Genomic DNA, 21,182 nt, shown 5'->3' with positions numbered 1-21,182 from the left:
TAAATAGTCTTCTCTATAACTGACGGAACTAAGTCGCCAGTTAATAATTTTATCCAGCCAAGCCCCAAATAATCTTATTGCCTAATGTTGGATAACCAATTCCGAAATAGTTGATTGCTTAACGTCTTCTGGCCGATAAGGCAGCGGCAATAGCTGTTTATAATGAGAATAAAACCGGCTCTGATCCGCAAAATGAGGCGAATCAATATCAGAAGATTGCGAATAAGTGAGTAACCCACGCGCATTAGGTCCTTGTTGATCAAATGCCACCAGCATTATCCAACTAGAACCATAACGAATATGATATCCTTGATCAGTTAGCTCCGATTCCAATGCCTCACCAGTCACCACATCATTACCCACAGTATAATGATGTTTAGGAAACAGGGTTTCATCCTCATCCCGCGGAGCGATCATATTAAAGCCGCCTTCTTTTCCAAACAACCCCGGCCAACTCATGCGATTATCTGCCGGTTTACCGTCAGGTGCGGTACTTTCAATAAATTGAAACTGACTCACCGGAGTATCTAAAGCCAGCCCCGCATTATTCACATTAGCAACCGCTCGTGCTAACAAGGTGACAAACTCTTCACTTTGTTTTAATTGGCGTGGCGTTGTTGCCGGATGGGCTATGTCAAACGGTACAGCAAAGTGTTTTTGCTGATCAATTAAAAAAGCTAATTCACGGAATATAATCGCGCCCCGACTATCAGCATTAAATTCACCGTTCCATTGTGATAGCAATTGACATGCCTGAGTAATATCGACCTTCATGCCATTCACCAATCTAATTAATCGATTCGGTGTTTTATCACATAGGGCAACCACATCTTTTAATATCAGTTCGGCTAAATATGAACGCTCAGAGAATAACGCCCGTTCTAACTCCATGAGAGAAAATCGCTTATTATCACCCGCCGCATCCTGTATTAGTTGCAATCCCATACGAGTTCTGAACGACAGGGGTTTTCGTTCATTACCCAGAAGTGGGGAAAAACCTTCGAGTAAATGTTCCAAGTTCGTTGCCCAGTGAGAATCATTGGAATTTTGTACATAGGATGTTTCCACAAGCTGCGGGATCTGATCATAACCCAAGGCTTCGGTAAAAATCATGGATGATGAGTTACCCGGTAAAATAGTCACGTCATACTTCTCACGTGCTGCCGCTAGGGTTTCGTTATCATTCAATAATTGAATAGCTTCAAGAGACAATGCCGGTACAGCTTTATCACCAATAAAAATACCAACGCCTTCTTTACCAGTTAACAAAGTGTTATTAAAAGCCAAGCCATTAAAATCTTTATAAGATTGTTTTGCATCAGCAAGACTATCCGCTCGATTCAACGCCAACCAATGATCAAGCATATCAAGATTGTAAAGATTGACATCTTTCACGACATAAAATTCAGACTCGGACCAAGCAAAGTCTTCATTTTCAATAATGGGCCCAATATCAGTATAAAAATGATCTTTGGTGACCGTTTTAATACCGCTATCGGTTTTGACTTCAATATGAATTGGCTTCGACATTACCGGTTTAATAACACCATCAATCACATAATTGAGCGGATTGTTAGCAGCAGTTTGCATTTTATAAACAATGACATGTTCAGCCGATGAATAAGTGTGAGTCCAGGCAATGTTGTGATTAAATCCAATATTAATAATACCCGGAAAACCAATTAAAGACGCTCCCATAACATCAATCTTTCCGTTCATGACATGATGCACTTGCCAAAAACGAAGATCGCCTTCATAAGGAAAATGGGGGTTCGCCAATAACATGCTATTGACCCCTTCAACTTTATCACGGCCTAACGCCCAACCATTCGAACCAATGGAATAATCATTATGCCTTGATGTATGGGAAGCCAATTGTTTTTGATCATCATTATTGGGATCAGCTGTATAATAATCAGCAAGAAATTGGGCAGAACCAGGAAATACCGCAATAGAAAACACATATGCCAGCACATCCTCACGTTGAATAGGTGCTACCCATTCTTGATCTCGACAAGCTTTTGGTAAGGTATAACGCCCTTCCTTAACATGGGACAGGTAGGTATTATAACCTGCAACAAATCCATCAATAATTACCTGTGAATCAGCACTTAATTGCGGCCATTTTTCACGCGCCTGTTCCACCAAAGCTAACGTTTTATAACCGAAGTCCTGAATTAAATTCAGTGAGTCCCCCTGCTTATCTCTATCAGCACCAAAGAAACGAGCACGCTCCCCTCTAATGCGCACATAATCATCCGCCATAATGCATATATTATCTTGTGCCTGAGCATAGGCATTGCCAAAACTCAAGCTTCCCAAGTCGTGTGCATAAATATGAGGGACACCATAATGAGTACGAACAATTTTCGCTTCAAATGCTGTCTTCGTCTTTTCTGAATAACTTTTAAATCCGCTACAACTTATTGTTAATAAGGTAATCAACAGTAATGTGATTGATTTAAATGATATTGTTTTAAATAATATTGTTTTAAATGATGTCATTTTTATTTTGCCCTTAAAGTACCTGTATAAAAGCAATCTCTGGCTTTGAATTTTGATTCCAATATTAATGCTCTGAGTAACCAACGATCATAACCATCGTATCGAGGTTCATACTCGCTGCGTGCATGAGCAACTTTACGGTTATCAAATAGCAACATGTCTCCAGGAGATAATATAAAGGTCTCTCTATTTTCATTAATACACTGATTCAACTTTTCCAACGCTGCTTCTGCATTTGGTGTTAAACAACGCATATAAGCTGGATCAAATATCATTTCTGGCTCTTCATGTTGACTTAATATGGCAACACAACGGCGGCCACCAGTATTCGACACAAATGTCGGATCGACATCGATCTCAAAGTTTGGTTTTTGCAATTCAGCAATAGTTTCAGCATCCAAACGAATATTCTTTGTTTGAAACAAGTAGGTTTCCGCATTTTTATCGCCACGTAGGCAATATAAAGCAACCCAGTCAGCTTTCGCATCGTGGAAACCATCTTCAACATGCCATTCCAAAAATTCCTTGTTTGCCCCTAACTGCATATTTCTATATTTTTCCATTGGAAAAATATCATCGATAAAATTAAAATTCTTTTTATTAACAAACGAATAAATATATCCAATTCGAGATAAAATCGTTGATATTAAAGTGCGAATACCCGCCACCTCAGAACCATTTGTTTGCTCATAAGATAAAGGTGTTAAACCAAGCTCATCAGGGATAGGTAATCCCTTTATCAGCAAATAATTTTCATTTTCTAACGCACGAAAATCAAATAACTTTTTCTGTAAACTCACAGGCAAATGAAACGATTGATAAAAACATTTCCAGTAAAATTCCTCGAAATTATCAATATCATATTTTAGAGTAGACTCTAAAAATTCCTGTTTTAAATATGTCTGTTCTGTTGAATCAAGCTCAAAAACGAAGTCATCAAACGCCTGAATATCAGACACCATGCATTGCCCCTTTCTATTCATAATAGGCTATCCTTTTAAACTGTGTTGCCAATACCTAGCAACACATATCCAGAAAAATAAACTAACCGAAAAGTTTACGAATACCGGTAATGATCAAAACCAGTGCTTCCCGTTCCGCAAACGATAAGCTGGGATGCCAGATATCCATTAATAAACAAATTCTATGTTTATCTGAACGGTTATAAGCTTCATGCTGATAAGAATAATCAAAAAGTAAACATTCTCCTTCCTTCCAACATCTGGCTTCATTAGCAACGATGATCTCACAATTGCTAGCAGGAATATCGACCGCAAAATGTAAATTAAGGGTAAAATTCCACAAATCACAATGCGGTTTAATCACCGTACCCGGTTGCAATACCGAAAAGTGAACTTCCAATAGAGGACAATGCCAATCCCGTAACTCATTATTAAAAATATGCCATGTAGCGGGCAAAATATTGGCAACTACGTTATTAGGCTGACCATTTTTGAACAAATATAACGCTTTCCAATCTTTTTGAGTTCCCAAATAGTGCTCATAATCGGTTATATGTTGGGATTCACCGCTGATGACCGCGTTAATTTCCTGTTTTATTTTACCCGCATTATTCATCAATGAGGTTACTAACGGCTGCAACTGCGGAAAAGAATTCGTATCCAACCAAGGCGTGGTAGAAAGCCCAGGCATGATATACTTGGCATCTGCTTGTAATGGTGCTCTTTGTTGTAATAAAGGATAAAACATATCCTCTACTCTTTTTAAACAGTCATTCCCATATCTTTCTTTGATTCCAGCTAATTGATCTTCAAATAGTTCCAACATTAATAATCTCCCTGATATCTATTTTCTATTATGATTACATTTTCCTATTATAATTACACTTTCCTGTTATAATTACACAGTAGAAATAGCGGACGCCAAAGCGGCATTTTCTACTTTATCAGGATGTACGTTAGTTTCAATATTATCCACTAAACCATTATCCATAGTGATAACTCTGTCCGCAATATGAAAATATTTATCGTCATGACTAATAACGATGATAGTTTTTCCATTGCGCTTCATTTCAGGGAGTAATTCATTATAGAAAAACCCTCTATAATTAGGGTCCTGATCGGCTGCCCATTCATCAAATAAATAAATAGGTGCATCTTCCATATAAGAGATAACCAGAGCTAAGCGTTTACGTTGACCATGAGAAAGCTTAGTTGTGGACAATCTGCCATCTTTAACCGTGACTTTTCCTGCTAAATCCAATTTTTTCAGATATTGACGAGTTAATTCATCATCGGCAAGTTCACCTTTTCGATTAATTACCGTATCAAACAGATAAAAATCCGAATGAATAACACTGTACATATTCAGATAATTCTCTCGGTTATCTTTATTAACCACCTTATCATCTATGAAAATATCACCTTCATATTTATTCAACAGGCCAATCAACAATTTGCCAAAAGTTGACTTACCACTGCCATTACCGCCTTTAATAATGATAATTTCGCCGCGCTGAATATCCAGATTAATCGGCCCAACAGAAAAACAGTTCCCTTCACCAGTATACTTAAAGCTTATAGAATGCAGGGAAATTCGAGACCATTCTTTATACTCTTCTGTATTGGTTACAGTTGGCTCCATTGATAAGTTTTCAGAAAACCTCAAGCGATCAATCTTGCGCAGAGATATGAGCGCTTTTACTATGGTTTCCTGTGAGGACAAAATAAAATCAACAGGGCCCAGTAAAAAGGTCATTATAAAGATAAAGGTAAGAATATCGTTACTTTCCCCTATACCCCACATAACATGAGAAAATAAAATAGTTCCAAGCACCAGAAATAATAATATTTGTCCCCAATTTTCATTCAGCTTCCAGAAAATTTCTGATTTAAGATCAGAGTCATTAATCTTTTCTAATGAGGGTAAAACACCTCGATTAAAAAACGAATGTTTGCGTTTTTCATTGTTATTAAGCTCTTTAACTCCATCTACTAGACTCTTAAACTGTTCATGAAGGTTATCATAATCATCGCGATATATTTCATCATAAGCTTCGGCTTTACTGATGAAATAACGCGAAACACAAATCCCTAACGGGAGAATTACCAGCGTGACCATAAACAGATCAATCGATTTGAATGCCAGAAAACCTAAACATGCAATCACTGTAATCACATGATAAATAAACTGCGGCATGGTAGAAATAGCCCTGGAAATATCGCTTACATCAGATGTTAAGCTAGCCTGAACTTTATGCCCACCAATCCTATCCAAAATAGCATAAGGGGTATTCAAGATACGTTTCACTAAGGTACTACGAACTTCAAAAATAATTTTGACACTTAACTTTGTCATTAAGTAATTAGCAAAAGAACTCACAATAAATAAACAAGCGAGCCCGATGAAAAACTTAACTGTCCATGATACTAAGTCAGCACTAATCTGCTCCAATGCATCATCGGTAATCAAGGAAATTAACCAAATACTAAAGAAAGCACTAAAAGCACCAACAATACTATTAAAAATAATTTTTAACCGATTAGCTTTCACCAAATCAGAGATCATCGAGATTAACTCCTAAATAAAATTTTATTATTGCCAAACTTTAATAACCTTTACTTTGCCACAAAGTGATATTCCATCCTCCCATAAAACCTCGGCTAACTGTTTTTGGCGTTAACCAAAAACACTGTTGATAAATAGCATCATCACCATTAATTTGTAAAATCAACACTTTATAGCCTTTGTCATAAACATCTGTTTTCAACCGCCGTAGAATTTGCTTAAGCTGATCATTAAAAAAACTATCAAAGTTATAAATAACCACATGGTTTTCATTAAATCGATAGTCATTTGCATCAGCTTGTATTACCTCAATATGATTTTTTTGCTTTATAGCATTAACATTTTTCTGCGCAATTAATGCCAACGATTCAACAATTTCTACTCCGGTAATCTGGCTAAAGTTGTAGCTGGATGCACATATAATAGATCGCCCTTTCCCACACCCCAAATCGATAAATTGAAAGTCACTGTACTCGATCGGCAGAGACATTAATGCCTTGTGAATCACACTGTAATAAGCAGGCATATAGCGAGTACAAATGTGAGAATTGGCATGCCATTTATCGTCAAAAGTAATTCCATGAGTTTGCACACCTAAATGCTCATCTTGGCTGTCTCGTTGATCAATCCAGCAAAAAATCTCATCAGGTTCCGTTATGCCAAAAACAATCCATAATAAGTGATACAACGCTTCTCCTCGTTGTACCTGAATTTTATTATTCAATATCGCCTTAGCAATAGCGGCTGATGGTTCCTCGCTGGTTACGCACGCTATTAATGAATCTATACTGATTTCAATCTCACTATAAAAATCATATTGCGTGCACATTGCATCATCAGCGTTGAAATCAATATGTACACGGCCATCCGCTATCTCAATAAACCAACATCCGATCTGTGGTATCCTCACTCGGTGACAATGATTGATATTATTTATAGGCCGGTAAATATCGGCCCGATATTGCACAATGTCGAGCAACTCCTGATAGGTTAAGTTCGATTTTTTGAATGAAGGCTCTGGCCGGTAGCGTTGTAGCAATATAGCCTCAGCCAGACCTTCAACGGCACCCGGTTTTAATACTGAATAATGATCACCACCTACCATGCCACAAGTAATCGTTTGTGTGACATGATCTTGTAAGGATGCAATAATTTTCTTTTTTTCTGCCCGTAGTTGTATAGAAGTTTCGCAATAAATGAATGTCATCGTGCCCTTTAACCTGGCCGATGGTACATAATTGCAAGCCATCATAGAGTAGCTTTTATAAACTTCAATAAACCTTTCCAGAGCTTCACCTTCAATGCCTTGAGCTAGCTCTGCACTGACTTCATCGATCTCCTCGCGGGTATAAGGCTGTCGATCATAGGCGGTAAGAAAACTATCAATCGCTATCAAGTCAACCGTTTTCCCTTCATTTTCCAACGCCAAAGCGACCTCGAAAGCAACACATGCCCCTACACAATCCCCCACCAGTCGATAATGCTCTTGTGGATAGTCTTGCAAAAGTAATGCCGCATAACGTTCAGCCAATGTTTTAACAGTAACTGTTTTCCCTTCCAAGAACAGAGAAGTTGCATCAAATACTTTGAGGCAGAAATCGTTTTTTATTTCTCGGGCTAAATCAATAAAAGATGATACTGGAGCACCTGCGCCAGGAACCAAAAATAATGGCGTTTGGTCAGCCCCCAATGACACCAATTTAATGGCGTCATCTGGCGCTAAAAAAGCAATAATGTCAGCTTTATTAGCAATCACCAGGTTTTTTAGTTCAGGAGTAAAAACACAACCTGACATGACCTTAAAACCCAATTTGCCGTGCTCAACAAATAACTGCACCCCCGCAGCCGAAGTTTGCCGAATAATATCAACGATTCGCATTATTCCACCTGATTTATCAGCGTCTATTTTTATCATCATAACCAGCCTTCTTCTGCCACCGAGTTATGCCCCTGATTGACTGGTTCAGCTTGTTGCAACTGCTTACGCTCAATTATCAGTGCCAGTATTGCTAGATCACTGGCCGTCATGACATCGGCAACGCTGACCACGACAGCAAAAGTCTGTTGTATCTGATGTAAAAACCTCAACAAGGTTAACGAATTCCCGCCCAACTCGATAAAAGACGCGGTTAAGCTCACCATGCTTAACGGTAATTTCAGTGCGTCGGCACACAGTTGTACCAATTGTTTTTCAATTTCAGTTTCCGCAATACGATCCAACCCTCGCGTAATGCAAGGTTTTGGCTCAGGTAGGGCAGCAAAATTCACTTTACCATTAGCCGTGGTTGGTATAGTGGCTATCACAGCATATAGGGTTGGCACCATATACTCTGGTAATCGGGTTTTCAGTTGCTCCCTTATCGAGGGGATGACAGCATCCGTTTCGGTACCCTCTGGCATAACCAGCCAAGCACACAGTTGTTTTTCGCCAGTCGCATCGACAATCACTCGCACAATACTTGTCGCCACGCCATCAATAGCTGACAGTGCTGACTCTATTTCGCGAGTTTCGATACGAAAACCTCTGATTTTGACCTGATTATCAAGACGACCGACATAAACCAGTTCACCATCGTTATTCCAATAAACACGATCACCGGTTTTATATAAGCGTACTGTTTGTTCCGGCAAGATAGCCATTTCAACAAACTGGGCCGCATTTTGCTCTGGGTTATTCACATAACCTAAACTTAAGGCATCACCAGCAATGTAGAGTTCACCAATAACACCTGGCGGTACCAATCCCCCCTGAGAATCCAAAACATAGGTCTGACAATGTGCCAAAGGACGACCTATAGGCACCACTGAGTCTGCTAAGGTGTCTAACTGTGTGACATCGATAGCGGTTGCCACGATGGTTGTTTCCGTCGGTCCATAAGTGTTGAATAAACGGATCTTTCCTTGTGTTTTTTGTTGCCATAGCGCCAATAACTCCATTCGCATGGCTTCACCCCCGACGATACATACCTCCAAATGATTAACGAGTTGTTCAACATCGTCGGCAGTTAACTGATACGTCCACTCATGCCATAAGGCTGTGGGTACTGAAATCAGTGTGACTTTTTGTGCATCAATGATCTGACATAACTGTTTAACGCTATACGCTGTTTTATGATTATCCAGAACCAAACGACCACCGGAAAATACCGACAACATTAATTCTTCGATAAAAATATCAAAACCAATGTTGGCAATTTGCAATACCGCGTGGACAGAATTTGCCGGATAACAGCGTTGAACCGCCTGATAATAGCTCAGTAAATTGTGATGGCTGATCTTAATGCCCTTCGGCGTACCCGTTGAACCCGAGGTATACATGATGTAAGCAACACGCTCTTGCGCTGATAATGCCACTTCTTGTGCCACAACCGCAGTATCAACCGAGTCAATCTCATCAACCATAACAATACGTTGTTCATCAACAGGCAAAGTGTGACTTTCAGAACGTTGTGAAACAATAAGCTGAATATCCGCATCATTAATAATATGGGCAATGCGTTCTGTTGGATAATCGGTTGCCAATGGTACAAATGTCGCGTTCGCCTTCAAAATAGCCAAGACGCTAATCACTACCTCAGGACTACGGGATAAATAAATACCCACCGTATCATTTACCCCGATACCCCGCGCAATAAGGAGTGTCGCCAGCTTGTCAGCCGCTAACGCCAACCGAGCATAATTCATGCTGCCCCAAGGCCCTGACAAGGCCACTTCATCAGGTATCTGACGCGCAATTCGGGCAAATAATTGCGTCACAGATGGGCAATCATTAGCAATAGATGAGGCATTATGGGCTAATTGATGCAAGTGTTGGATTTGACCTGATGCTAAATAATCCGCATGCCCCAAATGATGATGTTGTGAAGCTAACATCGATTTTATTGCCGTTTCATAACAGGCTAATATTTGCCCCGCCTGATGTTTCCCAAACACCGATTGGGTCAACGCTAATTGCAGAACCAGAAAACTATTAGCTGAACTATGATGGCAAACAAAATCATAACCATAATCAACTCGTTCATATTCATGATCATAAGCCTGCTCAGGCTCAGCATCTTGAGTTGTCTGTAACTCATCAGACACATGAAAATCGACATAGTTAAACAAAGCACCAGAGTAATCACACTTGAATTCCTCTTGCATCACAGCAACCGGATAATGTCGATAAGGCCAGCTTGCAGTGCTATATTCGGTTAATTGCTGAATCAACGACGCCCAAGTTTGTTGATGAATATCTGCATTAACCGGCGGCGTATTCAAGAATAATCCAAGACAAGATTCAGCCCCCTCCACTTCAAGTCTCCCGTGGCTTACTACCGAACTGGTGATGGAATCAGTGCCATTGATTTTCGCCAATACATAAACATGTACCGCCAACAGCAATGTGCGCAACGGTACTTTTAAGCGCATCGCAAGTTGTTGCAAATCGTCATGTAAATAAGATAGCTCAAGGCGAGCAGAATAATGTTGTGTTGACCCTTTTCCAGTCCAGTCAGGAAGTACAGCAGCGTTGGCAATATGCTGCCAATACGCTTTGTGTTCAGGATCATCAATAGCAGCCAGTTCTTCAGCAATGTATTCACCGTAATGCGGTAAGTCAGCTCTTGGTGGAATGGAACCGCCAGACAACACCGATAAATAGTTTTCCATAAACTCAACTTTTAGGTTGGCAACACTCCAACCATCAAGAATGGCATGTTGATGGGACAAAACCAGAGCAAATGTATTATTAGCATCAACAAATACATGAACTCGCCACATCAATTCATTTTCAACGAAAAAGTTGCTATTTTCCTGCGCCAAACAGCGGTCTAATTGATGCTCGAATTCCTGCACGGAAAGGTGGCGACCATCATTAAGCGTAACCGGCAAAGCAATCGTTTTATGAATATATTGCAACGCTCTCCCTAATTCGAAGTTGTATGTTGCACGCAATAACTCATGGCGTTGTACTATGGCATTAAATGCTTGACGAAACGCTTGTTCACTCCACACTGCATTAATCGAGTAATGTTCTACAATGTGGTAACTTTCATCTTTTAGCTGATGATAAATAGACCCCATTTGCAAACTCGACAATGAATATGCATCATCCAATGTGGATGGCTCAGTCAATACCGCCCGTTCGTCATTTGTGAGTAATGAAAAAGCACGATAAGCATCTTTAGCAGAGACGCTTTTGTCGTTCAAATCAGGTAACTGCTGCGTTATTTCATGAATACTTTGATAGGCCAAAATATCTTTTACACTGAGTGCTAAACCCACCTGTTTAGCCATCGCAACAACACGCACAATTAATATTGAGTCACCACCCAACGCAAAGAAATTATCGTAACGACTCACTTTCTCCTGCTTCAAAACAACGGCAAAAATAGACGCTAATGTTCTTTCAACCTCATTTTGTGGCGCAACATATTCAGTACTGGTAAAAGCTCTGGCTTCTGGTGCAGGTAGTTTTTCTTTATCCACTTTTCCGGTAATACTCACCGGGAAAGCATCCAGACATACAAATGCACTGGGGATCATGTAATGAGGTAATTGATGCCGTAGCTGTTCTCTGATCTGTTCAACCAATAACGATTGTGGCGTTTGAAGATAAGCAATAATTTGTTTATTGCCCGGCTCAATTTCCCGTACCACAGCAATAGCATTCTGCACATCAGGCAATGCACGCAGCTTGGCATCGATTTCAGCCAGTTCAATACGGAACCCACGCAGTTTTATTTGATCATCATTACGCCCTAAAAACTCCAGAGTCCCATCAGATTTTAATCTAGCTTGATCACCCGTGTGATAAATATAACCACAACGGCCAGAAAGGTTGTCTTTAACAAATTTTTGTTGCGTTAATTCGCTATTGCGGTTGTAACCTCTTGCCAAACCCGGGCCACCTACCGCAATTTCACCAACCACCCCCATAGGCACAGGCTCGCCATAAGCATCAAGGATATAAATGTGGGTATTGGCAAACGGCGTACCGATGGGAACATAGGCATCATCAGGTAAAGAGAGATGCGTCACATCACCGTAACTGGCATCAATCACCGATTCTGTTTGTCCATAAATATTGAAACAACGGGCATCGGTATGCATCAGCTTTTGTAAACGGTTCAAATCACGGCCATACCAGGCTTCGGAACCCACTAATATATGGCGCAGTGAATTCAATTGAACCCTGTTTTGTTCAGCATAATCGAGTAAATTTCTCAGAATGACCGGCACAAAGTCACCAAACGTCACTTGTTGTTGTTCGATAAGCTGATACAAAGCCTCTGTGGTAATCAAATCCGACTTGCGGCAAATCACCAAGCGACCACCGGTGGTCAAGCTCTTAACGATATCACCCAGAAAAATATCCACCGCCAAACCCGCCATTTGCAATACTGTTGGCGGCTTCTGGAATAAGCCAAATACCGCATCCCAGCCATACAAACGCGCTATCATCGCCGTGTGCTCAACCATCACTCCCTTGGGATGGCCAGTTGTTCCTGAAGTGTAAGTCATGTAAGCCAAATTGGTCGCAGTTGAATGACTCTGCGTCGCCGCAATATTGGTATCAATCCGTGACTGGCTTAATATTTCATCCAATCGCCAGACGTTGTACGCCGAAGCCACCTCAATGGGCAAACGCTGAATATCATCAACCACAACCAATGGTGTACCGCTCTCTTGAAGAATGTATTCAATCCGCTGCAATGGCTGATCAGCATCAAATGGCACATAGGCTAAACCCGCCTTCAAGATGCCAAGTACGGTAATCACTGAGGCCGCAGTACGCTCCATACAAACCGCAATAAAGGAATCCGATGTATAACCTTTGTCCAACAAAAAGTGGGCTACCTGATTAGCTTGAGCATTCACTTGCCAGTAAGTGAGATGAAGCTCGCCGTCAATAACCGCTATTTGTTCCGGACTCCGTTCCATTTGTTCTTCAAACAACTGATGAATACACTTATCAGCAGGATAAGGCTGCCAATTGTCATTGATATCGCTCAACAGATATTGCCTTTCCTGCTCAGTTAACACTGGCAGTTTAGTCAAAGGAGCCGTTTGATATTGGTCACTCACTAATGCAGACAATAAAGTCAGAAACCGTTGGCTAAATCGGGTTATTGTCGACCGTTCGAATAGTTCACAGTTGTATTCAAAACTAAAATCAAGACTGTCCTCACTTTCACTGGCATCTAAGGTCAAATCAAACTGGGCGGTAACATGCTCGCTATCAAGGTACTCAAATTCAACGTTACTCAATTGCAATACCTTGGATTCATTGGTATCCATTGAGAATACGATTTGGAATAGTGGCGAATAACTTGCACTCCGCTCCGGCTGCATTTTCTCAACCAACAATTCAAACGGCAGTAACTGATGCGCTTGAGCATCAATATTAACCTGGCGAATATGTGACAGATATTCAGCAAAAGTGAGATCTGCTTGGTATTTGGTGCGCAGCACTAGCATATTGACGAAAAAGCCGATAAGCGGCTCAACTTCTGGCTGCAAACGATTCGCAACCGGCGTTCCTATGACAATATCTTTGCTTTGACCATGACGGGCAAGTAACAGGGTAAATGCAGCATGTAATACCACAAACAGACTGGTATTATGCTGACTGGCAAGCGATTTGAGTCCAATCAAAAGAGACTTGTCAGCACTAAATTCAAATAACCCACCACTGCTACCAAGTTGTAATGGACGCGGGTAATCCAACGGTAAATCGTGTACAGGAGGCAACTCATTAAGCTGAGTTAACCAGTAGTTAAGATCCGCTTGTAACGTTTCACCCTGTAGTTGTTGCCGTTGCCAGACAGCATAATCTTTATATTGAATGGGTAGAGATGGCAAAGCCGGTTGCTGACGGCCTTCAAGCAATTGGCTGTATATGTTGACAAACTCATCAGCAAGCACTTTGATTGACCAACCATCTGATGCGATATGGTGCATATTGAATACCATAACACACTGATCTTCCGTTATCTTTAGATAGGCCGCTCGCAGCATGACATCGTTAGCCAAATCAAATGTCTGCTCCGCGTGCTGCTGAATAAATGCTTGCACCTGCTGTTGGCAGCTTTTTTCCCCAAGGCTTTGATAGTCAATACGGTCAATCTTCACAGTTACCTTGTCCAGCACTTCCTGCCATGCACCGCTAGTATCATGCCGATAGACAGTTCGGAGCACCTGGTGGCGTTGAACAATAATGTTTATCGCACGTTCAGCGATAGCGAGATTGAAGTCCCCTTTGACGGTTAATGACAACGGCATATTATATTGAGGCGTTTGCCCATCTAACTGGTCAATAAACCAAAGCCGTTGCTGGGCAAACGACAATGGAAGCCGCGCCATCTCAGCTCCCATCACTTCAACTACAGGCGTAATTGGCGCTATCGCTGCATTGCCGTTAGTTGCTGTCTGTTGTTCAGCGATCAATTGTGCAAATTCAGCCAAGGTTTGGCTTTCAAAGACTGCCCGAACCGAGATCTGTACGGCCAAGGTTTGCTGGATTTCCGATACCAATTTAATCGCCAACAGGGAATGTCCCCCTAGCTTGAAAAAGTTATCGGTACGGCCCACTTTAGGATGGCCTAACAACTGCTGCCACATATCAGCCAGTTGCTCCTCCAGTTCCCCCTGCGGGAAATGGTAGTTTTCTGGTAACGGCTCTGGTGTCTCTACACTCAGTAACGCTTTATAGTCGACTTTACCGTTTACCGTCATTGGAATACTGATTAGCGAAATAAAGACATTCGGGACCATATATTCCGGCAAGGTTTGGCTTATTTGTTCCCTCAACGCTACTGGCTCCAGCGGCGCATCCGCAACGTAGTATGCAACCAGTTGTTTATTGCCATTAAGCTCATCAGCAGTGACAACCGCTTGCCTCACCCCATCAATCGCAATAAGTTGGTTCTCAATCTCACCTAGCTCAATACGGAAACCCCGAATTTTTATCTGGTTATCCTTCCGCCCGATATATTCAATTTCACCATGAACATTAAACCTCACCAGATCGCCGGTCCGGTAAAGCCGCTCAACCTCACCGCCGAAAAAAGCAACCTGGATAAAACTCCTCTGCTGCTCCTCAGGTCTGTTTAAGTAACCTCGGGAAACGCCTTTACCACCAACAACTAATTCACCAATGACACCTTGTGGCACCAAATTCAAATACTCATCAACAATATAGGCTTTAACATGACCACATACCCTGCCAATGGGAACCGACTGATCAATCTGCAACGCGGATTCCATCAAGTGGTGACTCGCCAAGACTGTCGTTTCGGTCGGCCCGTAGGTATTCATCACCGGAGGATGATTTGCTGATGCAAACCAATGCCTGACAATTTCAGCATTAATTGCTTCACCGCCAACGATAACCAACCGTAGTGTGTCAGGCACCAAGGCGTCGCCACTACTTACCTGATGCCAAAATGCGGTGGGTAAGCTCATTAAGGTGATGTTGTGTTGACAACACTGTTGCCAAAATAGGTCAGCGCTGTTGAGCCAATCATCGTTCCTCAATACTAAAGTGGCACCTGCACATAGGGTGACAAAACACTCTTCAATGGAAATATCAAATGCAAATGAGGAGAACTGTAATACGTTGTCGTCAGGTTTAACGGAATACATTGCCAATGCTGCCGCAACAAAATGGCTCAACTGCGTATGCTCTACCATGACCCCTTTAGGTTTGCCCGTCGATCCAGAGGTATACATGACATAAGCAAGTTCATCCAAGCTATGGTTGATATTCGGATTATCAGAGGCAATCCCTAAAAATGGCTCCATTTCCGAGGTTAACAGCTCAACAATGACATTCAGTTCAGCAAACTTGTCTGCATATGCGTTGTTCGTCAACACAACCGCCGGCTGGCAATCCGCAATAATGTGATGGATTCGGGACTGAGGGTTGTCAACGTCAATGGGGGTGTAAGCAGCGCTTGCTTTCAGTACAGCCAATATACTGACAATCATCTCAGGGGAACGAGGTAAACATAACGCGACAATATTGCCCGGCTTAACCCCCTTTTCGATGAGGTGATGCGCCAATCGGTTAGCCCGCTGGTTTAACTCGCGATATGTCAGGGTTTGATTTTCTCCTGCAACCTGCCATACCAAAGCGGTGGCATCGGATCTTTGTTCTGCCTGACGTTCGAACTGGTATTGCACAGATTCTGTCGTTGTTGCAATAGAAGATGGTATCGCCAGTTGTTGTCCTAAACGGCGCTTTTCGTCTTCACCCAACAACGCTAAAGAGTCTAATGTTTTATAAGGATTTTTGGCGATATCAATCAACAAGATTTCAAACGATTTGAGTAACCTTGCAATAGTGTGTTCATGGAATAAGCTACTGTTGTACACCACTTCAAACAGAATAGTGTCACTGTCATCAATCGCATCGAGTTCCAAATCAAATTTAGAGAATGCTTCACCCGAAGATACCGGGGTAAATACCACGTCATCCAGTCTCGATTCGCTGGCCTCAGTCGTATCCATTGCGAACATGAATTGGAATATCGGTGAGTAAGCAATGTTCCGACTCACCGCCAATTTCTCCACGAGAACATCAAACGGCAAATCCTGATTCATTTGTGCTTCAATGTTGACTTGCTTTACATGCTGCACAAACTGCATGAAATCAGCCTGGCCCTGATATTCGGTTCTCAACACCAGCGTATTGACAAACAACCCGATCAGTGACTGTAACTCTTTTTGTTTACGGTTCGTGGCCGGTGTACCAATAACAATATCCGTTTGCTGGCTGTAGCGAGCGATAAACACTGAAAATGCAGCGTGCAATAACATAAACAAGGTCGCACCGGCATTGCCTGCATGTTTACGCAACATCGCCGAAGATTGCCGATCCAATCGGAATCGCACCTTGACACCATAGTTGGTCTGTTTCACAGGCCGCTGAAAATCCAATGGAAATTGGTGAACTTGCGGTATATCAGCTAATTTTTGTTGCCAATAATCAAGTTGCGCATCAAATACCCCGTCAGCAATCCATGACTGCTGAGTATAAGCATAATCTGCATATTGCACCGGCAATGCAGGCAAGGATTCCGGCAGACTCTGCTTAATCGCTTGATAATGGGTGACAAATTCTTCCATCAATAGAGAGAAAGACAATCCGTCTCCAGCAATATGGTGCAAATTGATGATAAGAAATTGCCGCTGAGTATCAGTTGTAAAAAAGTCAATCCGGACCATTAGATCTTTCTGTAAGTCAAACGGAGCAGAAACATACTGATAAAATATCGCTTTCAGCTCAGCAGGATCACATGTCAAGTGCCGAACATTGATTTTTTCCTTAACATCTACATCTGGCTGAATCTCCTGCCATACTTCTCCCTGTTCTTCTCGGTAAACTGAGCGCAACACTTCATGGCGTTCGACAATTCGTTGCATGACTTTTTCAGCAATCGTTAAATCGAACGCGCCACTCACTTCCAACACCGTCGCCATATTGTAATGTTCGCTGCTGCCAAAGAGCTGGTCGATGAACCACAGGCGTTGTTGCGCAAAAGAAAGAGGTAACCGAGTTAGCCCTCTGTCGACAGTCTTGATCGGTAATGGATTTGATTGTTGCCCTTGCAGATACGCAATAATCTCTACCTTATGCGCTCTCAACTCAGTAAGCATATCTTGCGATACTGCGCCTTTAGGCGCGTTCAGCTTAAGCGAGTCAGATTCAAGGTATACCATAATGTCTTGCTGTTTTAAGTCAGCTAAAAATGCAGCGATATTCACAGTTCAACGACCTCCCTTTCTTCCCCAATCTGTTTCTGTTGTTCAGTAAGCTGATGCTCAACATACTGTGCTAAAGCAAACAGAGTGTCATAGACGTAAAAATCCTTCACGGACAGTTCTATCTTCAATTCTTCTCTGATGACACTGCCGAGTTTGACAAATTGCAGTGAGTGAATACCGAGCTGTACAAACCGGGCCACAATATTGATTCGCTCCAACCCAAGCTCTCTATGGAACAATTCAGCCAACTGCTTTTCAGTTGTCGTTTCTGGTGGCGTAAAAGGCTCCTCAGCGATATTTTCCATACTTGGAGCAGGCAGGGCTTTACGATTAACTTTACCATTCTCAGTCAGTGGCATTTCCGGCAATAACACATAGAAGCTAGGCCACATAAACTCCGGTAAGATGCGCTCGACTTTATCGCGCTGTTCACGTATGTCGAGCATCGACGGTGCTACCAAATAAGCCACCAAGGATTGCCTCTGCTTGTCATCCAGCCTCACACAAACCACAACATCCGCTACATCAAAATTAGCGCGGATACAGTTCTCAATTTCACCCAATTCAAGACGAAAACCACGCAATTTCACTTGGAAATCGTTTCGGCCAATGTAAGCAATTTCGCCTGATGGCAACACCTTCACTAAATCACCGGTGCGATATAGTCGTTCGCTGTTACCTTTAGAGTCCACATGATCAATAAAACGTTCAGCCGTCAGTTCTGGTCGGTTCAAGTACCCTTTTGCTAATCCGACACCACCAACATACAGTTCTCCAACTACACCAACCGGACATTGGGAGCGATCTTTTGCCAACACATAAAGTGACACATGGGGAGCAGGACGACCAATCGTGACTGACTCAGTCGCCTTTTCAAAGATTTTCAACGAAGACCATACCGTGGTTTCCGTTGGCCCATATTCGTTGACCAGAGTTGCCTGAGGCTGACATTGGAAATGTTTTGTCTTAACTTTGTCCGACAAATTTTCGCCGGCACAAATCACCTTACGTAGTGAATGTCCTGTAAGGGAATCAAGGACGGCATCGTAGAAACTGGGAATAAAAAGAACGTGGCTAATTTGTTGACTGTCTATAATCTTTGCCACATACGATGCATCTTTCGCATCCTGGGGGGCCATTAAATGCAACGTTGCACCGCTGCCAAGCCCCCAATATATCGCCGGAACCGATGAATCGAAAGCAAATGATGAAACCAGTAAAAATTTCTCCGGTACTATCGAGTATGAATTAAACCGCCCAACAGTTGATGCGCTCAAAGCCCCATGCGAGATCATCACCCCTTTAGGATTACCTGTCGAACCCGAGGTATAAATGACATAGGCAAGGGAATCTGCTGTCACACTTGAGGTCAACATTGGTTCAGTACGGGCCTGGGCAGCAATTTCAGTGTCATTGAGCAAGATAGTGCCAATGCTACCCATTGGTAAATCGACCTTATCGATACTCTTGTTATCGACGATAACCAAACCAACATGGCTGTCAGCCAAGATAAAACTTAGCCGTGCTACAGAATAAGTAGGGTCCAATGGTAAATAAGCACACCCTGCTTTCAATATCGCTAACATGCTGACAACAAAGTCAATGCCAGGTTCCATCAAAATAGCAACCAACGGGTTGTTGTCAGCACCTTTAGTCAATAAGAATTGAGCGATCTGATTAGCCCTTGCATCAAGTTCAGCAAAACTGAGGCTTTGCTCCTGGTAGCGAATTGCCACTCGCTCCGGATATTCAGCCGCCCTCTGTTGAATAAGCTGATGCACAAAAGGTTGTTCCTCAGGCAGTTGCCAAGCTGATTGATGAGACTTGTCCAACACAGCTTGTTCCTGCTCACTGACGATCGCCAATTGATTAATTGGTCTATCACCGTTGACCGCAATATGTGCCAACAACAACTGCATATTTTCAGCAAAACGGGCGATTGTGCCCGGATGAAAGAGCCCTTGATTAAACTCAAAAATCAGTGACAATCCGTCCTTATCTTCTGTAGCGGTTAGGGTTAAATCAAACTGCGTTTGTCCCCCTTGTGCAATAACCTCTTCAAATTCAACATCAGCAAGTTCCAACTGTTGAGATTCATAATTTTGCATTGAGAAAAGCACTTGGAATAAGGGAGTAAACACAGTGCTTTGCTCAGCTAGCAACTTCTCGACTAATAATTCGAATGGAATGGCCTGATTGCTCTGTGCATCAAGGTGCACCTGCCTTGCACTCTTCAACAACTCATTGAATGTCAGCGTCGGTGTACAATCCAAACGCAACACAAGAGTATTGAGGAAACAACCAATTAGCGATTCCAGTTTCTGTACCGGTCGACTTGTAATAGGTGTCCCAATAATCACATCCGGGTTATCGCTGTAGCGACCTAGCATCACAGCAAAAGCGGTATGCAAGAGCATGAATAAAGTGGCATTTGAATCCACAGCTAATCGCTTAAGTTTACTAATCGTCTCCATTGGTATCTTTTGCGTGTGCGTTGTGCTGCGCATATCCAATTTTTGAGGGCGTGCATAATCCAAAGGCAATTCATGAACCAACGGCAGGTTAGCCAACTGTTGTTGCCAATATTGCAACTGCTCGTCAAACATTTGCTGAGTTTCAGCTTGATTCTGCCAGCAGGCATAGTCCGAGTATTGCAGTTCAAGCTCAGTCAACAAGGCGGGTTTACCATGAACAATTTGCTGATAAATAAGGGTAAATTCATCAACTAATATCGCCAGAGACCAGCCATCAGCAGCAATATGGTGCAAATCAAAAAACAATACGCCAGCCAACGGCTTATCAGATGTATCTGATTTTAGATCAGATGCCAAATAAGCCACTCTTAGCGGTAAATCCCTACTTAAATCAAATCGTCTCTGTCTCTGCCCCGCCAGCCAATCCTCTATGTGTTGCTGTTGGTCAACTTCATCGGCAAGAGTGTCTTTGTCAATCTGGAAAACATAGTCGTCCAACACGACTTGTTCGGGCATGCCCTGTGATTCCTGATAAACAGTTCGTAAAATTTCATGTCGCTTAAGAATGGCATCCATCGCCTGGCTTGCGGCTTCCAAGGAAAATTGACCATATAAATTGAACGCGGTTGAAATCTTATACTGACGTTCAACAGTAGAAACCTGTTCGACCAGCCAAAAACGGCGCTGCGCAAAGGATAACGGTGCCTTGGTAAGGTGCCGACGTTGTAATAACGAAAGTTTCTGTTGCCCCCCTACCTCTGCATAAGAGAGAAAATCAATAATTGCTTGTTTGTTTTGTTTAATAAATTTTCCCTGTTCAGGCGTAATGGCACCGGGAGCAGACTGAGATTTTAGCGCCCCATTTTCAACAAAAAGACGAACTTCCTGCTCGGACAATCTATCAATAAAGCCTTTTAGGTTCAT

At 42.2% G+C, this 21,182-nt stretch carries 7 protein-coding genes; all 7 read right to left on the bottom strand.

Features of this window, described 5'->3' with window-relative positions; genetic code table 11:
* Positions 1-81: 81 nt before the first annotated feature.
* The 7 genes from KZ793_RS11470 to KZ793_RS11440 all read right to left on the bottom strand — a co-directional run bounded on the left by KZ793_RS11470 (position 82) and on the right by KZ793_RS11440 (position 21,182).
* On the bottom strand, positions 82-2,505 hold the full coding sequence (locus tag KZ793_RS11470; RefSeq protein WP_225815462.1) for an acylase: 2,424 nt from the start codon (positions 2,503-2,505) through the stop codon (positions 82-84).
* 2 nt (positions 2,506-2,507) lie between these two features.
* The gene (locus KZ793_RS11465) at positions 2,508-3,488 is read right to left on the bottom strand and encodes a TauD/TfdA family dioxygenase (protein WP_225815461.1); all 981 of its coding nucleotides are present in this window, start codon (positions 3,486-3,488) and stop codon (positions 2,508-2,510) included.
* A 61-nt stretch (positions 3,489-3,549) separates the two neighbouring features.
* On the bottom strand, positions 3,550-4,293 hold the full coding sequence (locus KZ793_RS11460) for an aspartyl/asparaginyl beta-hydroxylase domain-containing protein (RefSeq protein ID WP_225815460.1): 744 nt from the start codon (positions 4,291-4,293) through the stop codon (positions 3,550-3,552).
* Between the two features lie 72 nt (positions 4,294-4,365).
* Positions 4,366-6,033: a cyclic peptide export ABC transporter gene (locus KZ793_RS11455; protein WP_225815459.1), complete on the bottom strand. Its 1,668-nt coding sequence runs from the start codon at positions 6,031-6,033 to the stop codon at positions 4,366-4,368.
* A gap of 40 nt (positions 6,034-6,073) precedes the next feature.
* Positions 6,074-7,912 carry a thioesterase domain-containing protein gene (locus KZ793_RS11450; RefSeq protein WP_225815458.1) on the bottom strand — a complete coding sequence of 613 codons (1,839 nt, stop codon included), beginning with the start codon at positions 7,910-7,912 and terminating at the stop codon, positions 6,074-6,076.
* Between the two features lie 35 nt (positions 7,913-7,947).
* Entirely contained in the window at positions 7,948-17,784 is a 9,837-nt protein-coding gene (locus KZ793_RS22670; RefSeq protein WP_225815457.1) for a non-ribosomal peptide synthetase, read from the bottom strand.
* Complete coding sequence (locus tag KZ793_RS11440; protein WP_225815484.1) at positions 17,781-21,182, bottom strand: non-ribosomal peptide synthetase; 3,402 nt, start codon at positions 21,180-21,182, stop codon at positions 17,781-17,783. Before KZ793_RS11440 ends, KZ793_RS22670 begins: the two co-directional genes overlap by 4 nt.

It is taken from the genome of Photorhabdus antumapuensis, assembly GCF_020387775.1.
GTDB lineage: Bacteria > Pseudomonadota > Gammaproteobacteria > Enterobacterales > Enterobacteriaceae > Photorhabdus > Photorhabdus antumapuensis.
Note: the sequence above shows the minus strand (reverse complement) of the source record. Positions and strands in the feature narration are given on the sequence as shown.

Excerpts from the sequence above, each read along its gene's own strand:
- KZ793_RS11470 (WP_225815462.1), bottom strand. The coding sequence starts at position 2,505 with ATGACATCATTTAAAACAATATTATTTAAAACAATATCATTTAAATCA.
- KZ793_RS11465 (WP_225815461.1), bottom strand. The coding sequence starts at position 3,488 with ATGAATAGAAAGGGGCAATGCATGGTGTCTGATATTCAGGCGTTTGAT.
- KZ793_RS11460 (WP_225815460.1), bottom strand. The coding sequence starts at position 4,293 with ATGTTGGAACTATTTGAAGATCAATTAGCTGGAATCAAAGAAAGATAT.
- KZ793_RS11455 (WP_225815459.1), bottom strand. The coding sequence starts at position 6,033 with ATGATCTCTGATTTGGTGAAAGCTAATCGGTTAAAAATTATTTTTAAT.
- KZ793_RS11450 (WP_225815458.1), bottom strand. The coding sequence starts at position 7,912 with ATGCGAATCGTTGATATTATTCGGCAAACTTCGGCTGCGGGGGTGCAG.
- KZ793_RS11440 (WP_225815484.1), bottom strand. The coding sequence starts at position 21,182 with ATGAACCTAAAAGGCTTTATTGATAGATTGTCCGAGCAGGAAGTTCGT.